Source organism: Mycolicibacterium fluoranthenivorans (genome assembly GCF_011758805.1).
GTDB lineage: Bacteria > Actinomycetota > Actinomycetes > Mycobacteriales > Mycobacteriaceae > Mycobacterium > Mycobacterium fluoranthenivorans.
In genome coordinates, this window is sequence record NZ_JAANOW010000002.1 from 75,506 (window position 1) to 94,353 (window position 18,848).

Below are 18,848 nucleotides of genomic sequence, written 5' to 3' on the forward strand. Positions count from 1 at the left end.
GATGTCGCGTGGCACTGTTCGACTCTTGACAGGCTCTGTCGCCGTGGCGGTGGTCACTGCGGTCATCGCCGGTGCTGTCGTGTTGTTCCGAGGCGGGGCCGCCACGACGGTGTCGGTCACGGTGATCTCGCCCCGGGCCGGCCTGGTCCTCAATCCCGAGGCCAAGGTCAAGCTGCACGGAGCCCAGGTCGGCAAGGTCGTTTCGATCGACTCGCTACCCGACGGGCAGGCCGCGATCCGGCTGGCGATGAATCCCGCCGATCTGTCCCTCATTCCGGCCAATACGTTTGCTCAGATCGCGTCCAGCACGGTGTTCGGCGCGAAGTTCGTCGACCTGGTTCCGCCGAAGACGCCCTCGCGGGACACGATGTATGCGGGTCAAGTCCTCGACGCCCGGCACGTAACCGTGGAGATCAACACGGTGTTCGAACAATTGGTGACGGTGCTGGCCCAGATTCAGCCCGAAAAGCTCAACGAAACACTCGGGGCGCTGGCGCAAGCCTTCGACGGGCGCGGGGACAAGCTCGGACAGACCATGGCCGACCTTGGCGCCCTGTTGGTCAAGATCGATCCAAGCCTGCCCACACTGAGCCACGAGATCGCCGTCATGCCAAGCGTGCTCGGCGCGTACGCCGATGCGGCACCCGATCTGACGAGCACCCTGCGCAACGCCACGCAGCTCAGCGACACGATCGTGGACCGCCGGGACGATCTCGATGCCCTGCTGATCAGCGCGATCGGACTGGCCGATATCGGCAATGACGTGGTGGCCACCAACAGCGAATCGCTGACCAACGTGATGCACCTGCTGGTACCCACCACCACCTTGACGAACCAGTACAACCCGGCGTTGACCTGTGCGCTCAAGGGCGTCGAACCTCTGGCTCTCGGCGCACCCCAGCCGTTGCCGGGGGTCATGCTGCTCGATTCGTTCCTCTTGGGGACCGAACGCTACCGCTATCCGAAGAACCTGCCGAAGGTGGCGGCAACCGGTGGCCCGCAGTGCATGGATTTGCCCAATGTCGGTTTCGGACAGCGCCCTCCGTTCGTGGTCACCGATATCGATGCGAACCCGGCTCAATACGGGAATCAAGGGATCCTGTTGAACTCCGATGCACTCAAACAAGCGTTGTTCGGGCCCCTGGACGGTCCGCCCCGCAACACCGCCCAGATCGGACAACCCGGATGACCGGCCGCTACGGCACCGCGATCAAGTTCGGTGTGTTCGGCGTGACGATGGCACTGCTGACCGGCGCACTGTTCGTGATCATGGGCCAGTTCCGCACCGGCTCGACCAACGGCTACACGGCGGTGTTCACCGATGCCTCCAGCCTCAGGGCCGGCGACTCCGTGCGCGTTGCCGGAGTCCGCATCGGAACCGTCGATGACGTGGCTCTCCAGCCCGACAACACCGTGCTGGTGAGTTTCGACGCCGATCGCAACGTCGTGCTGACCACCGCGACCAAGGTCGCCGTGCGCTATCTGGATCTGGTGGGTAACCGCTATCTCGAGTTGCTCGACAGCCCCGGGTCGACCCGGACCCAACCGCCGGGCTCGCAGATTCCCCGCGAGCGCACCGAGCCGGCCCTCGATCTCGATCTGCTGCTGGGAGGGCTCAAACCTGTCATTCAGGGACTCAACGCCCAGAACGTCAACGCCTTGACCAACTCGCTCATCCAGATCCTTCAGGGCCAGGGCGGCACCGTGGAATCGCTGCTCTCACATACCTCGTCGTTCACCCAGACCCTTGCCGACAACGGCCAGGCGGTGCAACAGCTGATCGACAACCTGCACACCGTGATGGCCACGGTGGCGAAAGACGGTGACCAGTTCTCCGGCGTAGTGCAGCGCCTGCAACAGTTGATCACCGGTCTGGCCGAGCAACGCGATCCCATCGGTGAAGCCATCACCGCTCTGGACGCCGGTACCGCGTCATTGGCCGACCTGATGACTCAGGCGCGCCCACCGTTGTCGGGCACCGTGGACCAGCTCACGCGACTGGCGCCGCTGTTGGCTAGCGACGACGGCAAGGCCCGGCTCGACCTGTCGCTGCAGAAAGCGCCCGCGAACTATCGCAAATTGGTACGTCTGGGCTCCTACGGCAGCTTCATCAATCAGTACTTGTGCGGGATGAACGTCCGCGTCACCGATCTCCAAGGGCGGACCGCCTACTTCCCCTGGATCATGCAGACCACCGGCCGTTGCGGGGAGCCCTGATGTTGAAATACCGCGGATCCCAACTCGTTCGCAGCGGGCTCATCGGCATCGTGCTGATCGTGCTGATCGTCGCCGTCGGACTGCAGCCACAGGCCTTGTTGTCGTGGGCCACCTCGATCAAATACCAGGCACTGTTTGCCGAAGCCGGCGGGCTCACCGCAGGCAACGATGTCAAGGTGTCAGGGGTGACCAAGGGCGCGGTCACCGACGTCAGCCTCAGCCACGGCAAGGCGCTGGTGACCTTCACGCTGGACAGCACGGTGCGCCTGGGCACCGACACCACGGCGCATATCCGCACCGGGACGGTGCTCGGCGCGCGCATGCTCGCATTGCAGCCTGCGGGTGCGGACAGCATGCACGCCTCGGACACCATCCCGCTGACGCATACCTCGTCGCCGTATTCGCTGACCGATGCTGTCAGCGACTTCACCAGCAACACCGCCGCCACCGACACCGGCGCGCTCACCCACTCAATGGACACCCTCTCGGACACCATCGACAGGATGGCGCCGCAGCTGGGTCCGACCTTCGACGGTTTGACCCGCCTGTCGCAGACAATCAACGGCCGCAACGAATCTCTGGCCAAGCTGCTCAAGGGCGCTGCCGATGTCACCGGCATCCTGTCCCAGCGCAGTCAACAGGTCAACACGCTGCTGCTCGATGCCAACACGCTGACTCAGGTGCTCGACCAACGCCGTTACGCCATCGTCAACCTGCTCGCCAACACCTCGGCACTGTCGCAGCAATTGTCCGGCTTGGTCCATGACAACGAGCAAGAACTCGCTCCCACGCTGCAGCAGCTGAATTCGGTGACCGCGATGCTGGAGAAGAACCGTGACAACATCGCCGCCGCGCTGGCGGGATTGGCCAAATACCTAGTCACCCAAGGTGAGTCGGTGAACAACGGGTTCTACTACAACTCCTATGTCGGTAACCTGCTGCCATCGGAGACTCTGCAGCCCTTCCTGGATTACGCGTTCGGATTCCGGCGCGGCACAAACGCGGGCCAACCCCCGGACAACGCCGGACCGCGGGCCGAATTCCCATGGCCGCACAACGGCATTCCCGGAGGCAGCCGATGATCGCGCGACACAAGGCACGAATCACCCGCACCACGCTGATCGTGTTGGTGGTGTTGGGCTTGGCCGGTGCGGCACTCGTCGTGCGGAACAGTGTCTTCGGCCCGACCACCATCACGGCCGACTTCACCTCGGCCACGGCGATCTATCCCGGTGACGAGGTCCGCGTGGCCGGCGTCAAAGTCGGCACCATCACCGATATCGAACCCGCCGGCGGACAGGCCAGACTCACCATGGCCATCGACCGTGGTGTGGCCGTCCCCGCCGACGCCAAGGCGATCATCATGGCGCAGAACCTCGTCGCCGCCCGCTATGTCCAGCTGACGCCGGCCTATGAGGATCGCGGACCCGTCCTGGCCGACGGCGCGCAGATCGGGATCGATCGCACTGCCGTGCCCGTCGAGTGGGATCAGGTCAAAGACCAGCTGATGCGGTTAGCCACCGATCTGGGCCCGATCGGGGGCTCTTCGGCCACCTCCTTGAGTCGATTCATCGACAGCGCTGCGGCCGCCATGGACGGCAACGGCGACAAATTGCACCAAGCGATCAGTCAACTTTCGGGGGTGGGCCGCATCCTGGCCCAAGGCAGCGGCAACATCGTCGACATCATCAAGAACTTGCAGATCTTCGTCACCGCGTTGCGCGACAGCAACACCCAGATCGTGCAATTCCAGCATCGTCTGGCCAGTGTCACCAGCGTCGTTGACGGCAGTCGCTCCGACCTGGATGCGGCATTGACGAATCTCGCCTCGGCAGTCGGCGACGTCCGGCGATTCATCGCCGGCAGTCGCGATGTCACCGCCGAACAATTGCAACGCCTCAACAACGTCACCCAGAATCTCGTCGACAACAAGCTCAAACTCGAGAACGTGCTGCATGTTGCGCCCAATGCGATCGCGAACGGATACAACATCTACAACCCCGACAGCGGAACTGCCGCGGGCGCATTCGCCCTGTCCAACTTCGCCGACCCGGTCTCCGTCGTCTGTTCGGCGATCGCTGCGGTCAAGAACGCCACGGCAGCCGAAACCTCGAAATTGTGCGCCCAGTATCTCGGTCCCGCGCTGTCGTTGATCAATTTCAACTACCTGCCCATGCCGTTCAACGCCTATCTGCGTAAGGCACCCAGCCCCGAGAACCTGGTGTATACCGACCCCAATCTGGCACCCGGCGGCTCCGGCGGCCGGCCCCAGCCGGTGTCACCGCCCCCGGCCGTGTCGGCCTACACCGGGGCCGGCGACGTACCGCCCCCTGCCGGGTGGAACGGGCCTCCGGGGGCACCGGGGGCGTACGCGCCCGACGGTCTACCGGCCAATCCGTCGCCCGCGCTGTTCCCCGGTGCTCCGGTCCCGGCCGGGGTGGCCGCGCCGCACGAAACCCCGCAGCAGTCACCGCGCACCTTGCGCAACATGCTGCTACCCGCCGAAGGCGGTGTGCCGGCCACGTCGCAGGGGACAGGAGGCACGCCATGAACACCGGCCGATCACTGGTCCGTCTCATCGCGATCGGCTGCTTCTCGACGCTGGCACTGACCGGTTGCACCTTCAACGGTCTCAATTCGCTGCCGCTGCCGGGCACCGTCGGTCGCGGACCGGACGCGACCGTCTATCACCTCGAGCTGGCCAATGTCGGCACCCTGGAGGCGAACTCACCGGTCATGGTCAGTGATGTCAGTGTCGGCAGTGTGTCCCGCATGACCGTGCGCGACTGGCACGCCGACGTCGAGATCTCCGTCACGCCCGGCGTCGTGATCCCCGCCAACGCGGTGGCGACCGTGGGGCAGACCAGCCTGCTGGGTTCCATGCATATCGCCTTGGATCCGCCGTCGGGGCAGCCGCCGACCGGACGGCTATCCCCAGGGGCCACCCTGGGTCTGAACCACACCTCCACCTACCCGTCGACCGAACAAACCCTGTCGTCGCTGTCGGTACTGGTCAACGGCGGCGGCTTGGGCAAGATCGGGGAACTGGTCAGCGAATTCAACGCCGCCTTGGACGGCCGTCAAGACAAGATCCGCGACCTGCTCACCCGACTGGACAACGTCGTGGGCATCTTCGCCGATCAGCGCGAGGACATCAACGCCTCCATCGATGCGCTGAACCGGCTTTCGGGCACGCTGGCCGGACAGAGCGATGTCATCAGCCAAGCGTTGCAACGCATTCCGCCGGCGCTTGACGTACTGGTCAACGAGCGGCCACGCATCACCACCGCGCTGCAGAAGTTCGGTCAGTTCAGCGACACGGCCACCAAGCTGATCAAGGCCACCCAGGACGATCTGGTGACCAACCTTCGTAATCTTGAGCCAACCGTACGAGCCCTGGCCGACGTCGGTCCCAATCTGGCCGCCGATCTCGCATACGTACCGGCCTACCCGTACCCGCAGAACTTCATCGACCGGGGGATCCGCGGTGATTACCTCAATGAGTTCATCACTTTCGACTTCACGATTCCGCGGCTCAAGCGAGGCCTGTTCCTCGGTACGCGGTGGGGGCAAGAGGGCGCTCCGCTGGTGCCCGCGCCGGGCGATCCCTGGTACGCGAACTACACCAAGGATCCACTCAACATGCCGCTGACACCGGCGCCGACCGCCGTGGCGACGATGCCTCCGTTGGTCGACCCACCAGCAGACCAGGACCCGATGCCGGCCGGTGCCACAGCGCCGGGGCCGACACCGCTGCCGGATCAGCCATCCATCCCGGCGCCAATGCCTTCGCCGCCAATCGAAGGGGGCAACTAGTGCTGACCCGACTGATCCGCACCCAGCTGGTCATCTTCAGCGTCGCCTCGATCATCGGGATGGCGGTGATGATCGTGGTGTATCTGCAAGCTCCCACCTTGCTGGGCGTCGGGCGCATGACAGTGACGCTTCAATTGCCGGCCACCGGAGGACTTTACCAGTTCTCCAACGTCACCTACCGAGGCGTCCAGATCGGCAAGGTCACCGAGGTGCGGCCCACCCGCGATGGCGCAGAGGCCACCCTGTCGCTGCAGACCGCACCGCAGATCCCTGCTGACCTGCACGCTGCCGTACTGAGCGTGTCGGCAGTCGGCGAGCAGTACGTCGATCTGCAGCCACGCCACGAATCGGGCCCCTATCTGCGCGACGGGTCGGTCATCCCGGCGCCTCAGGCGTCGATCCCACAAGCAGTCGGACCGATGCTCGATCAGGTCAGTGCTCTGATCGGCAGTATCCCCAAAGAAAAGATTCGGCCACTGCTCGACGAAACATTCAAGGGCTTCAACGGTTCCGGCTCTGACATCGGGTCCTTGCTGGACTCCTCGTCGCGGCTGATCGCGGACGCCAACGCCGCCGCCGATCAGACCCACACACTCATCGACGACAGCGGACCCTTACTGAGCGGGCAGGCAGAATCGGTCGAGGCCATCCGCACCTGGGCCCATAGCATCGCCGGCATCAGCGAGACGCTGGTCAATGACGACCCACAAGTTCGCATATTGCTCAAAGACGGGCCCGGCGCGGCTGACGAGGCATCTCGGTTGTTCAACCAAGTCAAGCCGACGCTACCGCTGCTCTTGGCCAACCTGGTCAGCATCGGTCAAGTCGCGGTCACCTATCATCCCTCCCTGGAGCAGCTACTTGTGCTGTTACCTCCCGTGGTCGCCTCCACTCGGGCCTACGGTGCCCCGAAGAACAACCCGACCGGAATGTCGTTGGGCGACTTCACCCTCAACATCGGGGACCCGCCCGCATGCACCGTGGGCTTCCTGCCTCCGTCATCGTGGCGGTCGCCGGAAGACACCAGCGACATCGACACTCCAGATGGCCTGTACTGCAAACTCCCACAAGATTCGCCCATAGGGGTGCGCGGCGCCCGCAACTACCCGTGCATGGGTAATCCGGGTAAACGCGCGCCCACTGTGGAGATCTGCAACAGTGACAAACCCTATGAACCCCTGGCCATGCGCCAGCACGCCCTGGGGCCCTACCCGATCGACCCGAATCTGCTCGCGCAGGGCGTCGGGCCGGATTCCCGCGTCGATCGCGACTCGATGATCTACGGACCGCTGGAGGGCACCCCACCTCCGCCGGTGGCCGCAACACCGGCACCTGCGCAGGCGCCGCCCAGCGCCGGCCCGGCCACGCCGGACGCGCCACCAGCACCCGGCGTAACACCGGCAGCCCCAAGTGGATTCAGCTCCAACGGATCTGGGGGACCGGCAGTGGCGATCGCCACCTATGACCCACGCACCGGCCGGTACGCCACACCCGACGGAGCGGTGTACCGGCAGGCAGACCTCGTTCCGCACACCGGCGAACGCAGCTGGAAGGACCTGTTTCCGAGCTGACGTCGTCGCGCGGAGGGCGTCCGTTCAGCCGGTCTTGACCAACTTGAACGGCATGGTGATGAACAAGACCTTGCTGCTACCGCACGAGCCGCTGACGCCGGTCGTCGAGTCCTCGCCCAGCAAAGTGGTCGACGCCGGGTCCATCCCACTGCCGTCCTCGGTGGCCGCGTAGAAACGAAACACCTGAAGGCCCGGTCCGGCGCTGCCGTCGGGACATGGCTGCCACTTCTCCACCATCTTCTTGACGTACCAGACACCGCTCTTCTGATAAATCGTTGCGCTCCAACCAAAATCACTGTCGATGGTGCCGGTGCACTCTCCGGGATAACTGCACGTCGTGGCGATCGACCAGGTGCTGCGGATGCTGGCCTCGTCGTGATAGATATCGTTGGTCTTCGCCCACTCCCCATTGGAGGTGGCGACGTAGGTGCCATTGAGGCCCCACTGCGGGGCAGCCTGGGCGACGTTCTGGTGTAGGCAGCTCAGCGCCGCGGCAGACAGCACGCTCGCAACGACTGAGGTCCGTGACGGCCACATGGTCCGCTCCTTCATACGCATGACCCGCCGCGTGGATGTGCCGCGGCGCGTTCCACCCTCTCTCGTCCGGCGCTCGCTGACCGTCCATCTCCCATCTAGCGGGCAACGCGGTGGCGGCCGGTGTAAGGGGTGGCATGGTGTCGACCATGCGGTCATCGGCGGCAGCTGCGGTAGCGTTCTTCATTGCTGGACTCGTCATCCCGGCTGGAGCCAACGCCGCCCCCGACGAGTGCAATGATCCCTCTTGCGTACCGGGTATCACCGGCGGCGTCGTACTCGGGGCGCCCTGCGGCGACACGGCCCACTACGTGTTCGGCACCACCTCGTGGGGGCGGTTGGTGTTCTGCGGATCTCCGCGTCGGTATGAGCCCCGCTATTTCCGGTCACCGCCGTTGAAGGGCATTCGGGAGGAGAACTCGTCGTGCGAAGGCGCTCTGAACACCGTTGCGCAGGCACCGGACGGGCTCTTCTTGACCTGTATGGCGAGCGACGGCGCGAGCCGGTGGCTTCGTGGCGACACCTGAGATGAACCGTGCGGCCGTGTTCAAGTGGTCTGCCCGCGTGGCTGAGTGCGCGGTCGTGGGCGTGGCGATCACTGCGAGCGTGGCCAGTTCGGCGTCGGCCGACAATGACCCGCCCCAGCATCGGGTCGTCTACACGGTGACCGCCGACCAGCCCGTGGCGGCCGGCATCTACTACCGCGACGTCGACCCATCCACGTGGGCTGACTACAGCCACAATCCCTATGAGTTCAGTCCCAGAGACGATGTCCGCCTCGGGCCGGACACACCGTGGGTGCACGAAGCCATGTTGGCCGATCCCGCGCAATGGGCGATGGTCACCGTCACCACGGCTGGTCAGCCATCGCCGGCCGGGCAGACTCTGCGCTGCCAGATGTCCGTCGACGGCGTGGAAGTCGCTCGTGCACAAGGCGCTCGCGGCGCGTTGTGCTCACTGCGACACTGGTAACCCCCTTCGGAGCGAACGCCCGGTGATGACCGCTGGGCGGGACAACGGGCCGAAGCCCCGCACGGGCCGGCGCTAACGTGTGGCAGCAGTCACACACCTCGGATTCTCGGCGGTGTCGACGACATCGGACACACGGTCTACTCGTACCTGGAGGCACCTCATGCGGCTGCTCAGCCGCGCCGCGCAGTCGGCGACCCGCAGCCGGCCGGTCCAGCCGGCCCAGCGTCGGCGGCGGCCGAAATCGGCGACGGTGTTGGCCCTCGCCGCGATCCTCACGGGCGTTGCGTTGCTCGCGGCCGGCGGCTACCTACTGTGGGGCCACCGCGTGGCCCAGCGGGAGGAACACCGCCGCGACGAGTTCACCGCGGCCGCATCCCAAGCAGTCATCACCTTGCTCTCGATCGACAGCGCCAAGGCCAAAGACAACGTCCGCCAGATCATCGACAATTCGACCGGACAGTTCCGCGATGATTTCCAAGCCGAGGCAGAAGATTTCATCAAAACGGCGGAGGCGTCCAGGGCGGTGACGAAGGCCACCGCGCAGGTGGCGGCCGTGGATTCGATGACCGAGAACTCCGCGACAGTTCTTGTCACCGCCGCCACCACCGTCAGTAACTCTGCCGGAGCGAACCAACAACCGAGAAACTGGCGCCTCAGCGTCGACATGGTTGACGAAGGCCAACAGATCAAACTGGCGAAGGTGGAGTTCATCCCGTGAGTATTGCCACCGATACGGCGCTCCCCGTTGCGGCAGGAACCGGCCCAGAAGTGCAGCCCACCAACAGGATTCGGCTACTGGTGCGTGGGGTGGCAGCACGATGGCGCCCACTGGCAGTGGTGTGCTTTCTGCTCGGCTCCATCGGTGCCGCAGCGACGACATATCTCGGCCCACATCGGGACGACCGTGACACCGCTGCCGCAGCCTCCCAAGCGGTCGACGCGGCGAAGCAGGGATCTGTGGCATTGCTGTCCTATGCGCCTGACAGTTTGGACCGCGATATTGCCGACGCGCGGACCCATCTGGCCGGAGATTTCCTGACCTACTACAGCAAGTTCGCCGACGAGATCCTGGTACCTGCCGCCAGGCAGAAGGACGTCCATGCCAGCGCAACGGTGGTTCGTGCCGCCACCATCGCGGCGCATCCCGACACCGCCGAGGTGCTGGTGTTCTTGAACCAGAACACCACCAGTCGGGACAACCCGGCGCCGGTGCAGACCGCGAGCAGCGTCAAGGTCGGACTCACCAAAGTCGACGGTAACTGGCGTATCTCGTCATTCGACCCGGTGTGACAGCTGGGTCTGTGATCCGGCCGACTCCCGGTGAGCGGAAATCGGCTCGAGGCGGGGCAGTGATCCTGCGCATCCTTGGTTCCCGGTACGGGCACGAGGGCGCGACGAAGGGCTGATATGACGACATCCGAGGGCGACGTCGTGACCTATGAGGTCAAAGGGCGTGTCGCCATGGTGACGATGAACCGACCCCGCTACCGCAACGCGCAGAACTCCGTCATGACCTACGCACTGGACGCTGCGTTTCAACGCGCCGTCGAGGATGCTGCCATCAGTGTCATCGTTCTCGCCGGGAGCGGCGAACACTTCAGCGCCGGGCACGACATCGGAACCCCCGACCGCGACCACCACGTGTCCTACGACAACAAGGCGGCGCTGTGGTGGGACCACGTCGACAAGCACGGTGGTGACCAGCGGTACGCCCGCGAGATGGAGGTCTATCTCGGCATGTGCCGCCGCTGGCGCGAGTTACCGAAGCCGATGATCGCAATGGTGCAGGGCGCGTGCATTGCCGGCGGCGTGATGCTGACCTGGGTGTGCGACCTGGTGGTCGCCGCCGAAGACGCCTTCTTCGCCGACCCGGTGGTGCGGATGGGTATCCCCGGCGTCGAGTATTTCGCCCATCCCTGGGTGCTCGGCCCACGGTTCGCCAAAGAGATCCTGTTCACCGCAGACCGTTTCACCGCTCAGCGCGCCTACGAGGTGGGCATGGTCAACCGTGTGGTAGCCCGTTACGCGCTCGAGGCGACAACGCTGGATCTCGCCGGGCGTATCGCGAAGATGCCTGCCTTTGGTCTGGCGCTGACAAAAAGGGCGGTCAACGTGTGCGAGGACCAGATGGGTCTGCGAAATGGCATGGAGAGCGTCTTCGGCCTGCACCACTTCGCCCACGCCCACAACGCCGAGACGGGAACCGGATCGCTCGGCGGAATGGATGCCAAAGCCATGGCCGCACAGACGAACGGCCACAAGTGACCAAGCACGCGCGGCTCGGGCAGCGATTCCCGCCGGGAAACCGAAGCGCACCAGCGCGCCACACCACCACGAGGTGGAGTCTGAGCCGCCGTCACATCAGGGCGAGGTCGAACGGGTAGGTCAACGTTGCGCCCGGTGCGCCGTCACACCCGGCGGCGAACGACGAAGACAGTGTTCCGCTGCGGGTGACCGCATCCCATGAATAGACGTCGCGGGTGGGTACCACCGGACCGTAATAGACGTTGCCGCAACGCAACCCGTCCGGAACATCGACGACAAGGGTGTAGCGGCCGTCGACCAGATGCGCATCACCTGAATAAGGGAAGGCCTTCGCGTTGGGTTGTGGAATCGCCTGGACATGGAGACAGTCGCCATCGCAACCCGATAGTGCCCAGATCCAGGTATGAAAGTCGTAGCGGCCGTGGATGCGTAACTCGAAGTTGCCATGCGGCGTATCGCCAACGGCGCGAGGCGCACCCACCACCGACCCACACACGACCGCGAGACCCAGCAGCAGTAGCTTCATGTCACCCTCTCCGCGCTGGCCCGGTGCCACGGTCACCCTGGGGTCAACCACTCGACACTCTGGCAGCCGGTGACATCGCCGGCCGCCCTGAGGTCCAGTGAGCGGGACAGACGGCACCGCGCGCCGGGGTCGTGGCCACGCCTACTCACGTGACCCTGAATTCGAACCTCACCCGCCGAACGCGGCCACACCTGCCTCGGCGCACGCCACGTCGTCCGCCATGCTGGCCCCGCTCACCCCGATCCCGCCCAGGATCGTCTGGCCGTCGGTGACGGGAATGCCGCCACCGAAGATCACGAACCGGCCGTTCCCGTTGGCCTGCAGGCCGAAGAGCTCGCCGCCGGGCGCTGCCAGCACCGCCAGTTCGCTGGTCGCGGTGCTGTTCGCCACGGCGGTGTACGCCTTGTCGACCGCCAGCGTGGGGCCGGCGATCTCCGCGCCGTCCATCCGTCCGAACGCCACCAGGTTGCCGCCCGCGTCGACGACTGCGACGGAGACGCGGACCGCACGGCGGCGCGCCTCGTCATGGGCGGCGGTGACCATCTCCCACGCCCGGGCAACAGGAATCGGCACAATGGTTCTCCCTCGTGGGTGCGAATGGTGGCACCCATTGTGTGCCCCGGCTGCCGCGGCGCAAAGCGCGCAGACGGAAACCGACAGCCGGATGGGCGTGGACCGACTGGACAAGCTGGCACCCGGTTGCGAGAGATGCCGGGCGTCTCGGTGTCGCTCGGCATCTCGGGGGTGAGTGCCGACCCGGCCGGGCGACCTGTCACCGACGCCGAGGGGATGGTTCCGTCGGCTTTCGGAGTACACGTGCAGAATCGCATGGGGCTCGTGTTGTGGCGAATTCCGTTCGAGTATCGGAGCTGGTGACCACCTGACCGATACCCGTCGGTAACTCGGTCCCGGAGTCCGGAGGCTGGTCGTCGTCCGTGTGTCGGGTCACCGCAGGGGATCTGCGCACCCACTCATCGGGATGCTGTGCGTAGCTGGACGTGCCGTCGCCGGTGTCTCGGGCCGTGCGCGTCCGTCGATCCCGAAACATCACCACGTACTGCATTCTCAGCGAAGAATGACGCGGCGATGTGCGCGCCCCTGTCGCTGTCGACTTCAATCACCTTCTGAGACAACATCGTTGGCATGTCGCCGATTTGCCCGGCCCGTTCGCCGGCCACCCGCTAGCATCCGAAACGTCATTTTTTGCACGGGCGTCAATTAAGGGGAGGCGAGTGGGGATGGGCCAAGAGAACGGGTGCCAGCGATCGGACGGAGTCGATCATCGGCGAGCGCACCACGCGCGGAAGTGGTTGGGGGTCGGGGCCATGACTCTGGGTGTGGGCGCCGCCGTGGTCGGTGGCGCCGGCGTCGCGGCGGCCGATACCGGCACGAGTGACGGATCGTCGAGCAGTGCCGGCGCCGGCGATTCCGCCTCAAGCTCGTCGGCCCCCGCGAATGGCACCACCTCGACGGGCGCACCGAAGAAGAACAGGGGTGCGGTCAACGTCACGAAGTCCGCCACGTCGACCAAACCTCGCCCGAAACCGGCCTCGACGAAACCGTCCACATCTTCGACCGACAGCCCCTCGTCGACCACCTCGGGGGTATCCGAATCCGCCGCAGGTCCCGAGTCGGCCGTCTCTGAATCCGAGTCCGCTGAAGTAGCCCCCGCGACGACCACCTCGTCGGCAGCGACGAAGGGGCACAAAAAAGGTTCCAAGGCCGCATCGACCAAGCCGGTCACCACGCTCAAGACCAACTCTGCCGCCGACACCGGCGCCGGGGTGAACAGCGCGTCCGCGGCCGTAGCCCAGACGCGTTCGACCGCAGCGGGCACACCCACCGCCTCGGCGTCCGCCACGACGGCGGCGGTCGCCGCGGTGACCGCCAACCCGACGGTTTCGACGGCCGCGACGGCGCGGTCGCCGATTGCCCTGCCCACCCCGAACAAGCTCCTGAAGGGACTGCAGGACTTCGGGCGCAACGTCTATCTGACCGTGACGAATCAGATCTACGGAGTCCGGCGCAACCTGGAGACCCTGCGCGACGACCTGGGCAATGTGTTGGGCATCACCCGAAACGTCATCACGAAAGCGCTGCCATACGGCAACCCCGCGTTGAACACGCAGTATTTCGTACGCGCGCAGGACTATTTCTCGTCGGCGCTGGCGACCGTGGCGATGGCGTACGGGCAATTGACCGGCACCACGCCCGACCTCCAGGATTTCATCGACCGTGCCCAGACCGTCGACAGCCTCTTCTACACCAACCACAAGATCTACCTCGGGCCCGGTTCCACACAGTTCGTCATCCCATCAGACAGCTATGAGGTGTTGCAGGACAAGGGCGTCCGCATCATCTCCCGTAGCTACGGGATCTACCAGGGCGACAAGGCTTTCAACGACCTCACCAACGGTCTGCAGGATGCGAGCAAGGCCATGATCGTGACCATCACCGGTCCGGTCACCGGCTACCAGGGCACCGGCTTGAAGACGGCCACCGTGATCGGCGTGGACAATGTCAACGGCACCGTCACCCTCAACGACCCCACCAGGTCCGACGGTCAAGGTCTGACGATGAGCGTCGACGACTTCATGGATGCCTGGGGTAAGCAGCGCTACCAACTGGTGACGACGCAGCTGGCGAGCGCGCCGCTGACCCCGCCGCCCGCACCCAGTACGACCAGGCTGGCGTGGTCGCTGCCTGCGCCGGACAGGATCGGCCAGGCCCTGCAACACGCCGCGACTGCGCTCGCCCAAGCGGTCGTGCACCAGATCGACGGCGCCCAGGACAGCCTGTCGACCCTCGGCTTCGATGTGGCGCGCACCTTCGGTGTCGCCGATTCGCATGCGATCGCCGCGCCGTCGCCCGGCGACCTCGAGTACGGAAACTACAGTGCCAACCTCCCGTATTGGGTCTACCAGGGCAATTACGGTACCTGCGCCTTGATGGCCACCGCGGCGGTCATCGGTCAGTTCACCAATCCCGACCCTGCCGATATGGCGGCCCTCGGCCAGCGGATCATCGACATGGCCGAATCGACCGCCAGCGGTGTCAAGCAAGGGGTCATGTACGTCGACGGCAAGGGTGGCACCGCGCTGGAAGACGTTGTCGGCCTGTTGAACATGAACGGGTTGAACGCCGACTACACGACCTACCTCAAGGGTGAAGACGAACTGGCGAAGGCGAACCTCATCGCGGCGCTCAACCAACAGCAAGGTGTGATCGTCGGCGTCAACAACGCGGTGGTGTACAACGCCTACACCCGCCAGTACTTCGGTCAGGACCAGACGTGGTACCCCGAGGATGCCAATCCTCAACTCAATCACGCGGTCGTGGTGCTCAGTGTCAACCTGACCAAGGGCGTGGTCTACCTGAACGACAGCGCACCGCCGCACGGACAGGGGCTGGCCGTTCCCATCGACGAGTTCATGAAGGCATGGAAGACAGGCGGATTCGCGACGGTGACGGCCGAGCGTCCACTGGTCTGAGGCCCGGGGACGGCCGCGGTGGGATGCCCGACTGGGAAGCCCGCCGCGGTCGTCACCGCCGGCGCCGCGTGGGCAGCGGAACCTGTTGTCCACCAGTGGGTCCGCCGCTGCGGTGCCCCTACGTCACGATGCGGCACGCATTGTGAGATGCGGCACTCTGGTGTTCTTCCGCGGTTTGGCTCCGCTAGACAAAGGGGTATCGGCTTTTTCTGAAACGGATCGGTGAACGACGTACGGATGGTCATGACTCGACTGACGCGCTGGGTAGCAACCATTCTTGCCGTGACCCTTCTTCCCGGCCTGGTCTCCACCTTCGCCGGCGCCGGTGCCGCGGTCGCACACTCCCGCCCGGGTCTTCCGGTGGAGTACCTGCTCGTACCGTCAGCCGCGATGGGCCGCGATATCCGGGTCCAGTTCCAGCCCGGCGGTCCGCACGCGGTGTACCTCCTGGACGGCCTGCGGGCACAGGACGACTACAACGGGTGGGATATCAACACCCCGGCGTTCGAGTGGTACTACCAGTCCGGGCTTTCGGTGGTGATGCCGGTGGGCGGCCAATCGAGCTTCTACACCGACTGGTACCAACCGGCCGTCGGAAACGGCGGCACCCAGACCTACAAATGGGAGACGTTCCTCACCGAGGAGCTGCCCGCGTGGCTGTCGGCCAACAAGGGTGTCGACCCGACCGGCAACGCGGTCGTGGGGCTCTCGATGGGTGGCGCCCCCGCCCTCACCTACGCCATCTACCACCCGGACCGGTTCGCCTTCGCCGGATCGCTGTCCGGTTTCCTGAATCTGTCCCAGGGCTGGTGGCCCACCCTGGTCGGGGTCGCCATGAGCGATGCCGGCGGCTTTCGGGTCACCGACATGTGGGGACCACCGATCGACCCGGCCTGGACGCGCAACGACCCCTCGCTGCACATCCCCGAGCTGGTCGCCAACGGCACCCGGATCTGGATCTACTGCGGCAACGGCGCACCGGGCGACCTGGCGCCCGCGGCGGCCCAGACGAATCCCGGGGCCGGGATCTTGGAAGGCCTCACGCTGCAGAGCAACCAGAGCTTCCAGCAGGCCTATCTGGCCGCGGGCGGCAAGAACGCCACCTTCAATCTGCCGCCGAAGGGTTTGCATTCCTGGGAGTACTGGGGCCAGCAACTGCAGCAGATGAAGCCGGACATCCAGCGCACCCTCGGAGTCCGCTCCACTTAGAGCACACCCAGCTTCTTCAGATCCGTCAGGTACTTGTGGATCAACTCGACGGTGATGTGCGGGATATCTTGTGCCGGTCCTATTTTGGTGGCCCGCACGGCCGCGCGGAACCGGTCGTCGACGGCGCCCGCTGAGACTTCATGTGCGGCGCAGACCGCGACGGCACAGAATCGATGATGTACCCGAACAACATCGAACAACGGAAGGTACCTGATGCCCCCACCGTCCTTGGACAAATCCGAATCCGGCCGCCTGCTCAACGATGCGCGGACAGCGCAGGGCGTCACCTGGGCCGAATTGGCCGCCGCGATCAACCGCCCGCTGGTCTGGACGGTCGCCGCGCTGCTGGGTAAGCACCCGGTTTCCGCCGAGGACGCGACGACCATCTGCGCGAAGCTCGGGTTGGGCCCCGAGGTGCAGGCGGCGCTACAGCGGCAGCCCTACCGCATTCCCGAGCCGGGGCTCTCCAGCGATCCCACCATCTATCGGTTGCACGAAGCCGTCGATGTGTACGGCGGGGCGCTCAAAGAGTTGATCCATGAGGAGTTCGGCGACGGCATCATGAGCGCGATCAATTCGCGGTGTCCTTCGAACGGCGGGCGGACCCGGGCGGCGACCGCGTCGTCGTCACCTTCGACGGCAAGTTCCTGCCCTATCAGTGGGGATAGCCGCGTCGCCGGGTCACTACGCTGAGGCCGTGGACGAACGTACCCGCGCGACCCGATTGCTCGAGGCCCAGGACAAGGCGGCCGAACTGTTCGACGCGATCAGCGCCCGCCGGATGGTACGGGCCGGTATCACCGAACGAGAGCTGTCCGACGAGATCCGCGATCTGGCCGCCGAGCTACTCGGTGTCACCAGGCACTGGCACAAGCGCATCGTCCGGGCGGGGGAGAACACGCTGGAGACCGCGCGCGGCAATCCACCCAACCTCACCATCGCCGACGACGACATCGTGTTCGTCGACCTCGGACCGATCTTCGAGGAATGGGAAGCCGATTTCGGCCGCACCTTCGTGCTCGGGGACGACCCGCGCAAGCTGGCGCTGCGCGATGACCTCCCGCGGATCTGGAACGCGGGACGGGACTTCTTCGACCGGCACCCGGAGATCACCGGGGCGGACCTGTTCGACCATGTGGTGGAGCTCAGTGAAGCGGCCGGCTGGCATTTCGGTGGTGTCATCGCGGGTCACCTGGTCGGACAGTTTCCGCATGAGAACATCCCCGGCGACAAGATCGAGTCGTACGTCGCCCCCGGCTCCACCCATCCGATGCGCCGAAAAGACCGCTCCGGCAACCAGTGTCACTGGATTCTGGAGGTGCATCTCGTCGAACCCGACCGCAGGTACGGCGGGTTCCACGAGGAACTCCTCGATCTGCCCGGGCCCAACGCTCAGACGCTGTCCCGGTAGGCGGTCGGACTGACGCCCACGCGCTGTTTGAAGCACGTGGCGAAATGGCTCGGGGTGGCGAAACCGACCTGCGTGCCGATCTCGGTGATCGTGACACCGGTGGTGGCCAGCAGCGCCTTCGCGCGCTGGATGCGCAGGTCGATCAACAGTTGGTGCGGCGTGGTCGCGAAGGCCGCGGCGAATGCGGTGAGAAATCGGCTGACGGACATCTGGGCGATACCGGCGAGCGCGTCGAGGTCGATCCGATGGTCCAGCTCGGAATTCAGATAGTCCACGATGGCGGTCTGGGTGCGTTGATCGAGAGTCCGGCCGGCACGCTGCGGTGCTCGAGCCGGTCGCTCGCCGTAGTGCTCGGCGATGTGCAGGCGGGTGGTGTCGGCCAGCGATTGCCGGAACAACGCGGCTATCGGCCCCGCCTGGGTCAGCTGGCCGGCCAGCCGATCGACCAGCCGGTGCAGGAAGATGTCGCGGTAGCCGACCCGCGGTGTCAGCCCACGCGTGCCGAACAACGAGGTGGGTGCGGTGATCTCGCAGAACCCGACCGTGGCGCCCTGCGCGAGGGCGGCGTAACGGTGCTCGGCGGGAATCACCCAGACGTCACCGATGCGCGGTAGACACGGTCCCGATGGTCCGCGCTCGAACTCGATCTCCATCGTCTTGAGCGTGCCGCGCCGGTGGATCACGAAGGTGTGGTGCGGTTCCCGAAAGCACCAATCCGTGGGCGCCTCGACCGCCTCGGCCACGAAGCGGTAGTCCAGCCCCTGCAGGCTGAACTGGTGCGCGGCGGTGATGGTGCGGTCCGAGAGAGGCCGGCGACCGTCCCAAACCTGCATCGA

Annotated in this window: 20 protein-coding genes and 1 pseudogene; 15 read left to right on the plus strand and 6 right to left on the minus strand. The window is 65.4% G+C overall.

All coding sequences use genetic code 11. From position 1 onward, the window contains the following. The first annotated feature begins 1 nt into the window (after position 1). From FHU31_RS18425 to FHU31_RS18450, 6 genes are read left to right on the plus strand one after another with little or no spacing between them, the layout of a single operon-like run. Entirely contained in the window at positions 2-1,189 is a 1,188-nt protein-coding gene (locus FHU31_RS18425; RefSeq protein ID WP_167161280.1) for an MCE family protein, read from the plus strand. Then, positions 1,186-2,217: an MCE family protein gene (locus tag FHU31_RS18430; protein WP_167161282.1), complete on the plus strand. Its 1,032-nt coding sequence runs from the start codon at positions 1,186-1,188 to the stop codon at positions 2,215-2,217. The genes FHU31_RS18425 and FHU31_RS18430 overlap by 4 nt, the downstream gene beginning before the upstream one ends. Further along, a complete protein-coding gene (locus FHU31_RS18435) occupies positions 2,217-3,299 on the plus strand; it encodes an MCE family protein (RefSeq protein ID WP_167161284.1) in 1,083 nt (360 codons plus the stop codon). The genes FHU31_RS18430 and FHU31_RS18435 overlap by 1 nt, the downstream gene beginning before the upstream one ends. Further along, positions 3,296-4,768: an MCE family protein gene (locus FHU31_RS18440; RefSeq protein ID WP_167161286.1), complete on the plus strand. Its 1,473-nt coding sequence runs from the start codon at positions 3,296-3,298 to the stop codon at positions 4,766-4,768. Before FHU31_RS18435 ends, FHU31_RS18440 begins: the two co-directional genes overlap by 4 nt. Beyond that, positions 4,765-6,033, plus strand: a complete 1,269-nt coding sequence (locus FHU31_RS18445; protein WP_167161288.1) for an MCE family protein — start codon at positions 4,765-4,767, stop codon at positions 6,031-6,033. The genes FHU31_RS18440 and FHU31_RS18445 overlap by 4 nt, the downstream gene beginning before the upstream one ends. Beyond that, on the plus strand, positions 6,033-7,604 hold the full coding sequence (locus FHU31_RS18450; RefSeq protein WP_167161290.1) for an MCE family protein: 1,572 nt from the start codon (positions 6,033-6,035) through the stop codon (positions 7,602-7,604). Before FHU31_RS18445 ends, FHU31_RS18450 begins: the two co-directional genes overlap by 1 nt. Positions 7,605-7,628: 24 nt before the next feature. Here FHU31_RS18450 and FHU31_RS18455 read toward each other — a convergent pair whose 3' ends face one another. Next, on the minus strand, positions 7,629-8,156 hold the full coding sequence (locus FHU31_RS18455) for an Rv2253/PknI dimerization domain-containing protein (RefSeq protein ID WP_234901520.1): 528 nt from the start codon (positions 8,154-8,156) through the stop codon (positions 7,629-7,631). Between the two features lie 131 nt (positions 8,157-8,287). Here FHU31_RS18455 and FHU31_RS18460 point away from each other — a divergent pair, with 131 nt between their 5' ends. The 5 genes from FHU31_RS18460 (at position 8,288) to FHU31_RS18480 (ending at position 11,375) form a co-directional block, all read left to right on the plus strand. After that, positions 8,288-8,665, plus strand: coding sequence for a hypothetical protein (locus FHU31_RS18460; protein ID WP_167161294.1), 378 nt, complete (start codon positions 8,288-8,290; stop codon positions 8,663-8,665). 37 nt (positions 8,666-8,702) lie between these two features. Then, a complete protein-coding gene (locus FHU31_RS18465) occupies positions 8,703-9,110 on the plus strand; it encodes an Rv2576c family protein (protein WP_263988223.1) in 408 nt (135 codons plus the stop codon). 160 nt (positions 9,111-9,270) lie between these two features. Further along, positions 9,271-9,828: an Rv1363c family protein gene (locus FHU31_RS18470; RefSeq protein WP_208411103.1), complete on the plus strand. Its 558-nt coding sequence runs from the start codon at positions 9,271-9,273 to the stop codon at positions 9,826-9,828. Beyond that, positions 9,825-10,400: a twin-arginine translocation pathway signal gene (locus FHU31_RS18475; protein ID WP_208411104.1), complete on the plus strand. Its 576-nt coding sequence runs from the start codon at positions 9,825-9,827 to the stop codon at positions 10,398-10,400. Before FHU31_RS18470 ends, FHU31_RS18475 begins: the two co-directional genes overlap by 4 nt. Before the next feature lie 117 nt (positions 10,401-10,517). Continuing rightward, positions 10,518-11,375 carry an enoyl-CoA hydratase gene (locus FHU31_RS18480; RefSeq protein WP_167161296.1) on the plus strand — a complete coding sequence of 286 codons (858 nt, stop codon included), beginning with the start codon at positions 10,518-10,520 and terminating at the stop codon, positions 11,373-11,375. Positions 11,376-11,466: 91 nt separating this feature from the next. Here the strand turns inward: FHU31_RS18480 and FHU31_RS18485 are convergent, their stop codons facing one another. The 3 genes from FHU31_RS18485 to FHU31_RS18495 all read right to left on the minus strand — a co-directional run bounded on the left by FHU31_RS18485 (position 11,467) and on the right by FHU31_RS18495 (position 13,843). Further along, the gene (locus FHU31_RS18485; protein WP_167161298.1) at positions 11,467-11,901 is read right to left on the minus strand and encodes a hypothetical protein; all 435 of its coding nucleotides are present in this window, start codon (positions 11,899-11,901) and stop codon (positions 11,467-11,469) included. Between the two features lie 168 nt (positions 11,902-12,069). Continuing rightward, positions 12,070-12,474 carry a GlcG/HbpS family heme-binding protein gene (locus FHU31_RS18490; RefSeq protein WP_167161301.1) on the minus strand — a complete coding sequence of 135 codons (405 nt, stop codon included), beginning with the start codon at positions 12,472-12,474 and terminating at the stop codon, positions 12,070-12,072. 706 nt (positions 12,475-13,180) lie between these two features. Next, entirely contained in the window at positions 13,181-13,843 is a 663-nt protein-coding gene (locus tag FHU31_RS18495; RefSeq protein ID WP_167161303.1) for a hypothetical protein, read from the minus strand. On the opposite strand from FHU31_RS18495, the gene FHU31_RS18500 reads away from it, so the two are divergent. Beyond that, complete coding sequence (locus FHU31_RS18500; protein ID WP_167161305.1) at positions 13,782-15,392, plus strand: cysteine peptidase family C39 domain-containing protein; 1,611 nt, start codon at positions 13,782-13,784, stop codon at positions 15,390-15,392. The genes FHU31_RS18495 and FHU31_RS18500 overlap by 62 nt on opposite strands. Before the next feature lie 237 nt (positions 15,393-15,629). Beyond that, positions 15,630-16,601: an esterase family protein gene (locus FHU31_RS18505; protein ID WP_167161307.1), complete on the plus strand. Its 972-nt coding sequence runs from the start codon at positions 15,630-15,632 to the stop codon at positions 16,599-16,601. Here the strand turns inward: FHU31_RS18505 and FHU31_RS18510 are convergent. After that, positions 16,598-16,801 (minus strand): hypothetical protein, encoded by a 204-nt coding sequence (locus tag FHU31_RS18510; RefSeq protein WP_167161308.1) that lies wholly within the window; start codon positions 16,799-16,801, stop codon positions 16,598-16,600. The genes FHU31_RS18505 and FHU31_RS18510 overlap by 4 nt on opposite strands. A 13-nt stretch (positions 16,802-16,814) precedes the next feature. Between FHU31_RS18510 and cynS the strand changes: the two are divergent. Together cynS and FHU31_RS18520 are read left to right on the plus strand one after the other, a co-directional pair. After that, a pseudogene (cynS, locus tag FHU31_RS18515) lies at positions 16,815-17,269 on the plus strand (cyanase). A 29-nt stretch (positions 17,270-17,298) separates the two neighbouring features. Beyond that, the gene (locus tag FHU31_RS18520) at positions 17,299-18,012 is read left to right on the plus strand and encodes a M24 family metallopeptidase (protein ID WP_167161311.1); all 714 of its coding nucleotides are present in this window, start codon (positions 17,299-17,301) and stop codon (positions 18,010-18,012) included. On the opposite strand, the gene FHU31_RS18525 is transcribed toward FHU31_RS18520, so the two are convergent. Next, positions 17,994-18,845, minus strand: a complete 852-nt coding sequence (locus FHU31_RS18525) for a helix-turn-helix transcriptional regulator (RefSeq protein ID WP_167161313.1) — start codon at positions 18,843-18,845, stop codon at positions 17,994-17,996. The two genes, FHU31_RS18520 and FHU31_RS18525, sit on opposite strands and share 19 nt — an antisense overlap. Positions 18,846-18,848: the final 3 nt, after the last annotated feature.

Coding starts and splice junctions, on each gene's coding strand:
- FHU31_RS18485 (WP_167161298.1), bottom strand. CDS start 11,901: ATGAAGCTACTGCTGCTGGGTCTCGCGGTCGTGTGTGGGTCGGTGGTG.
- FHU31_RS18430 (WP_167161282.1), top strand. CDS start 1,186: ATGACCGGCCGCTACGGCACCGCGATCAAGTTCGGTGTGTTCGGCGTG.
- FHU31_RS18435 (WP_167161284.1), top strand. CDS start 2,217: ATGTTGAAATACCGCGGATCCCAACTCGTTCGCAGCGGGCTCATCGGC.
- FHU31_RS18480 (WP_167161296.1), top strand. CDS start 10,518: ATGACGACATCCGAGGGCGACGTCGTGACCTATGAGGTCAAAGGGCGT.
- FHU31_RS18455 (WP_234901520.1), bottom strand. CDS start 8,156: ATGAAGGAGCGGACCATGTGGCCGTCACGGACCTCAGTCGTTGCGAGC.
- FHU31_RS18470 (WP_208411103.1), top strand. CDS start 9,271: ATGCGGCTGCTCAGCCGCGCCGCGCAGTCGGCGACCCGCAGCCGGCCG.
- FHU31_RS18445 (WP_167161288.1), top strand. CDS start 4,765: ATGAACACCGGCCGATCACTGGTCCGTCTCATCGCGATCGGCTGCTTC.
- FHU31_RS18425 (WP_167161280.1), top strand. CDS start 2: ATGTCGCGTGGCACTGTTCGACTCTTGACAGGCTCTGTCGCCGTGGCG.
- FHU31_RS18505 (WP_167161307.1), top strand. CDS start 15,630: ATGGTCATGACTCGACTGACGCGCTGGGTAGCAACCATTCTTGCCGTG.
- FHU31_RS18460 (WP_167161294.1), top strand. CDS start 8,288: ATGCGGTCATCGGCGGCAGCTGCGGTAGCGTTCTTCATTGCTGGACTC.
- FHU31_RS18525 (WP_167161313.1), bottom strand. CDS start 18,845: ATGCAGGTTTGGGACGGTCGCCGGCCTCTCTCGGACCGCACCATCACC.
- FHU31_RS18440 (WP_167161286.1), top strand. CDS start 3,296: ATGATCGCGCGACACAAGGCACGAATCACCCGCACCACGCTGATCGTG.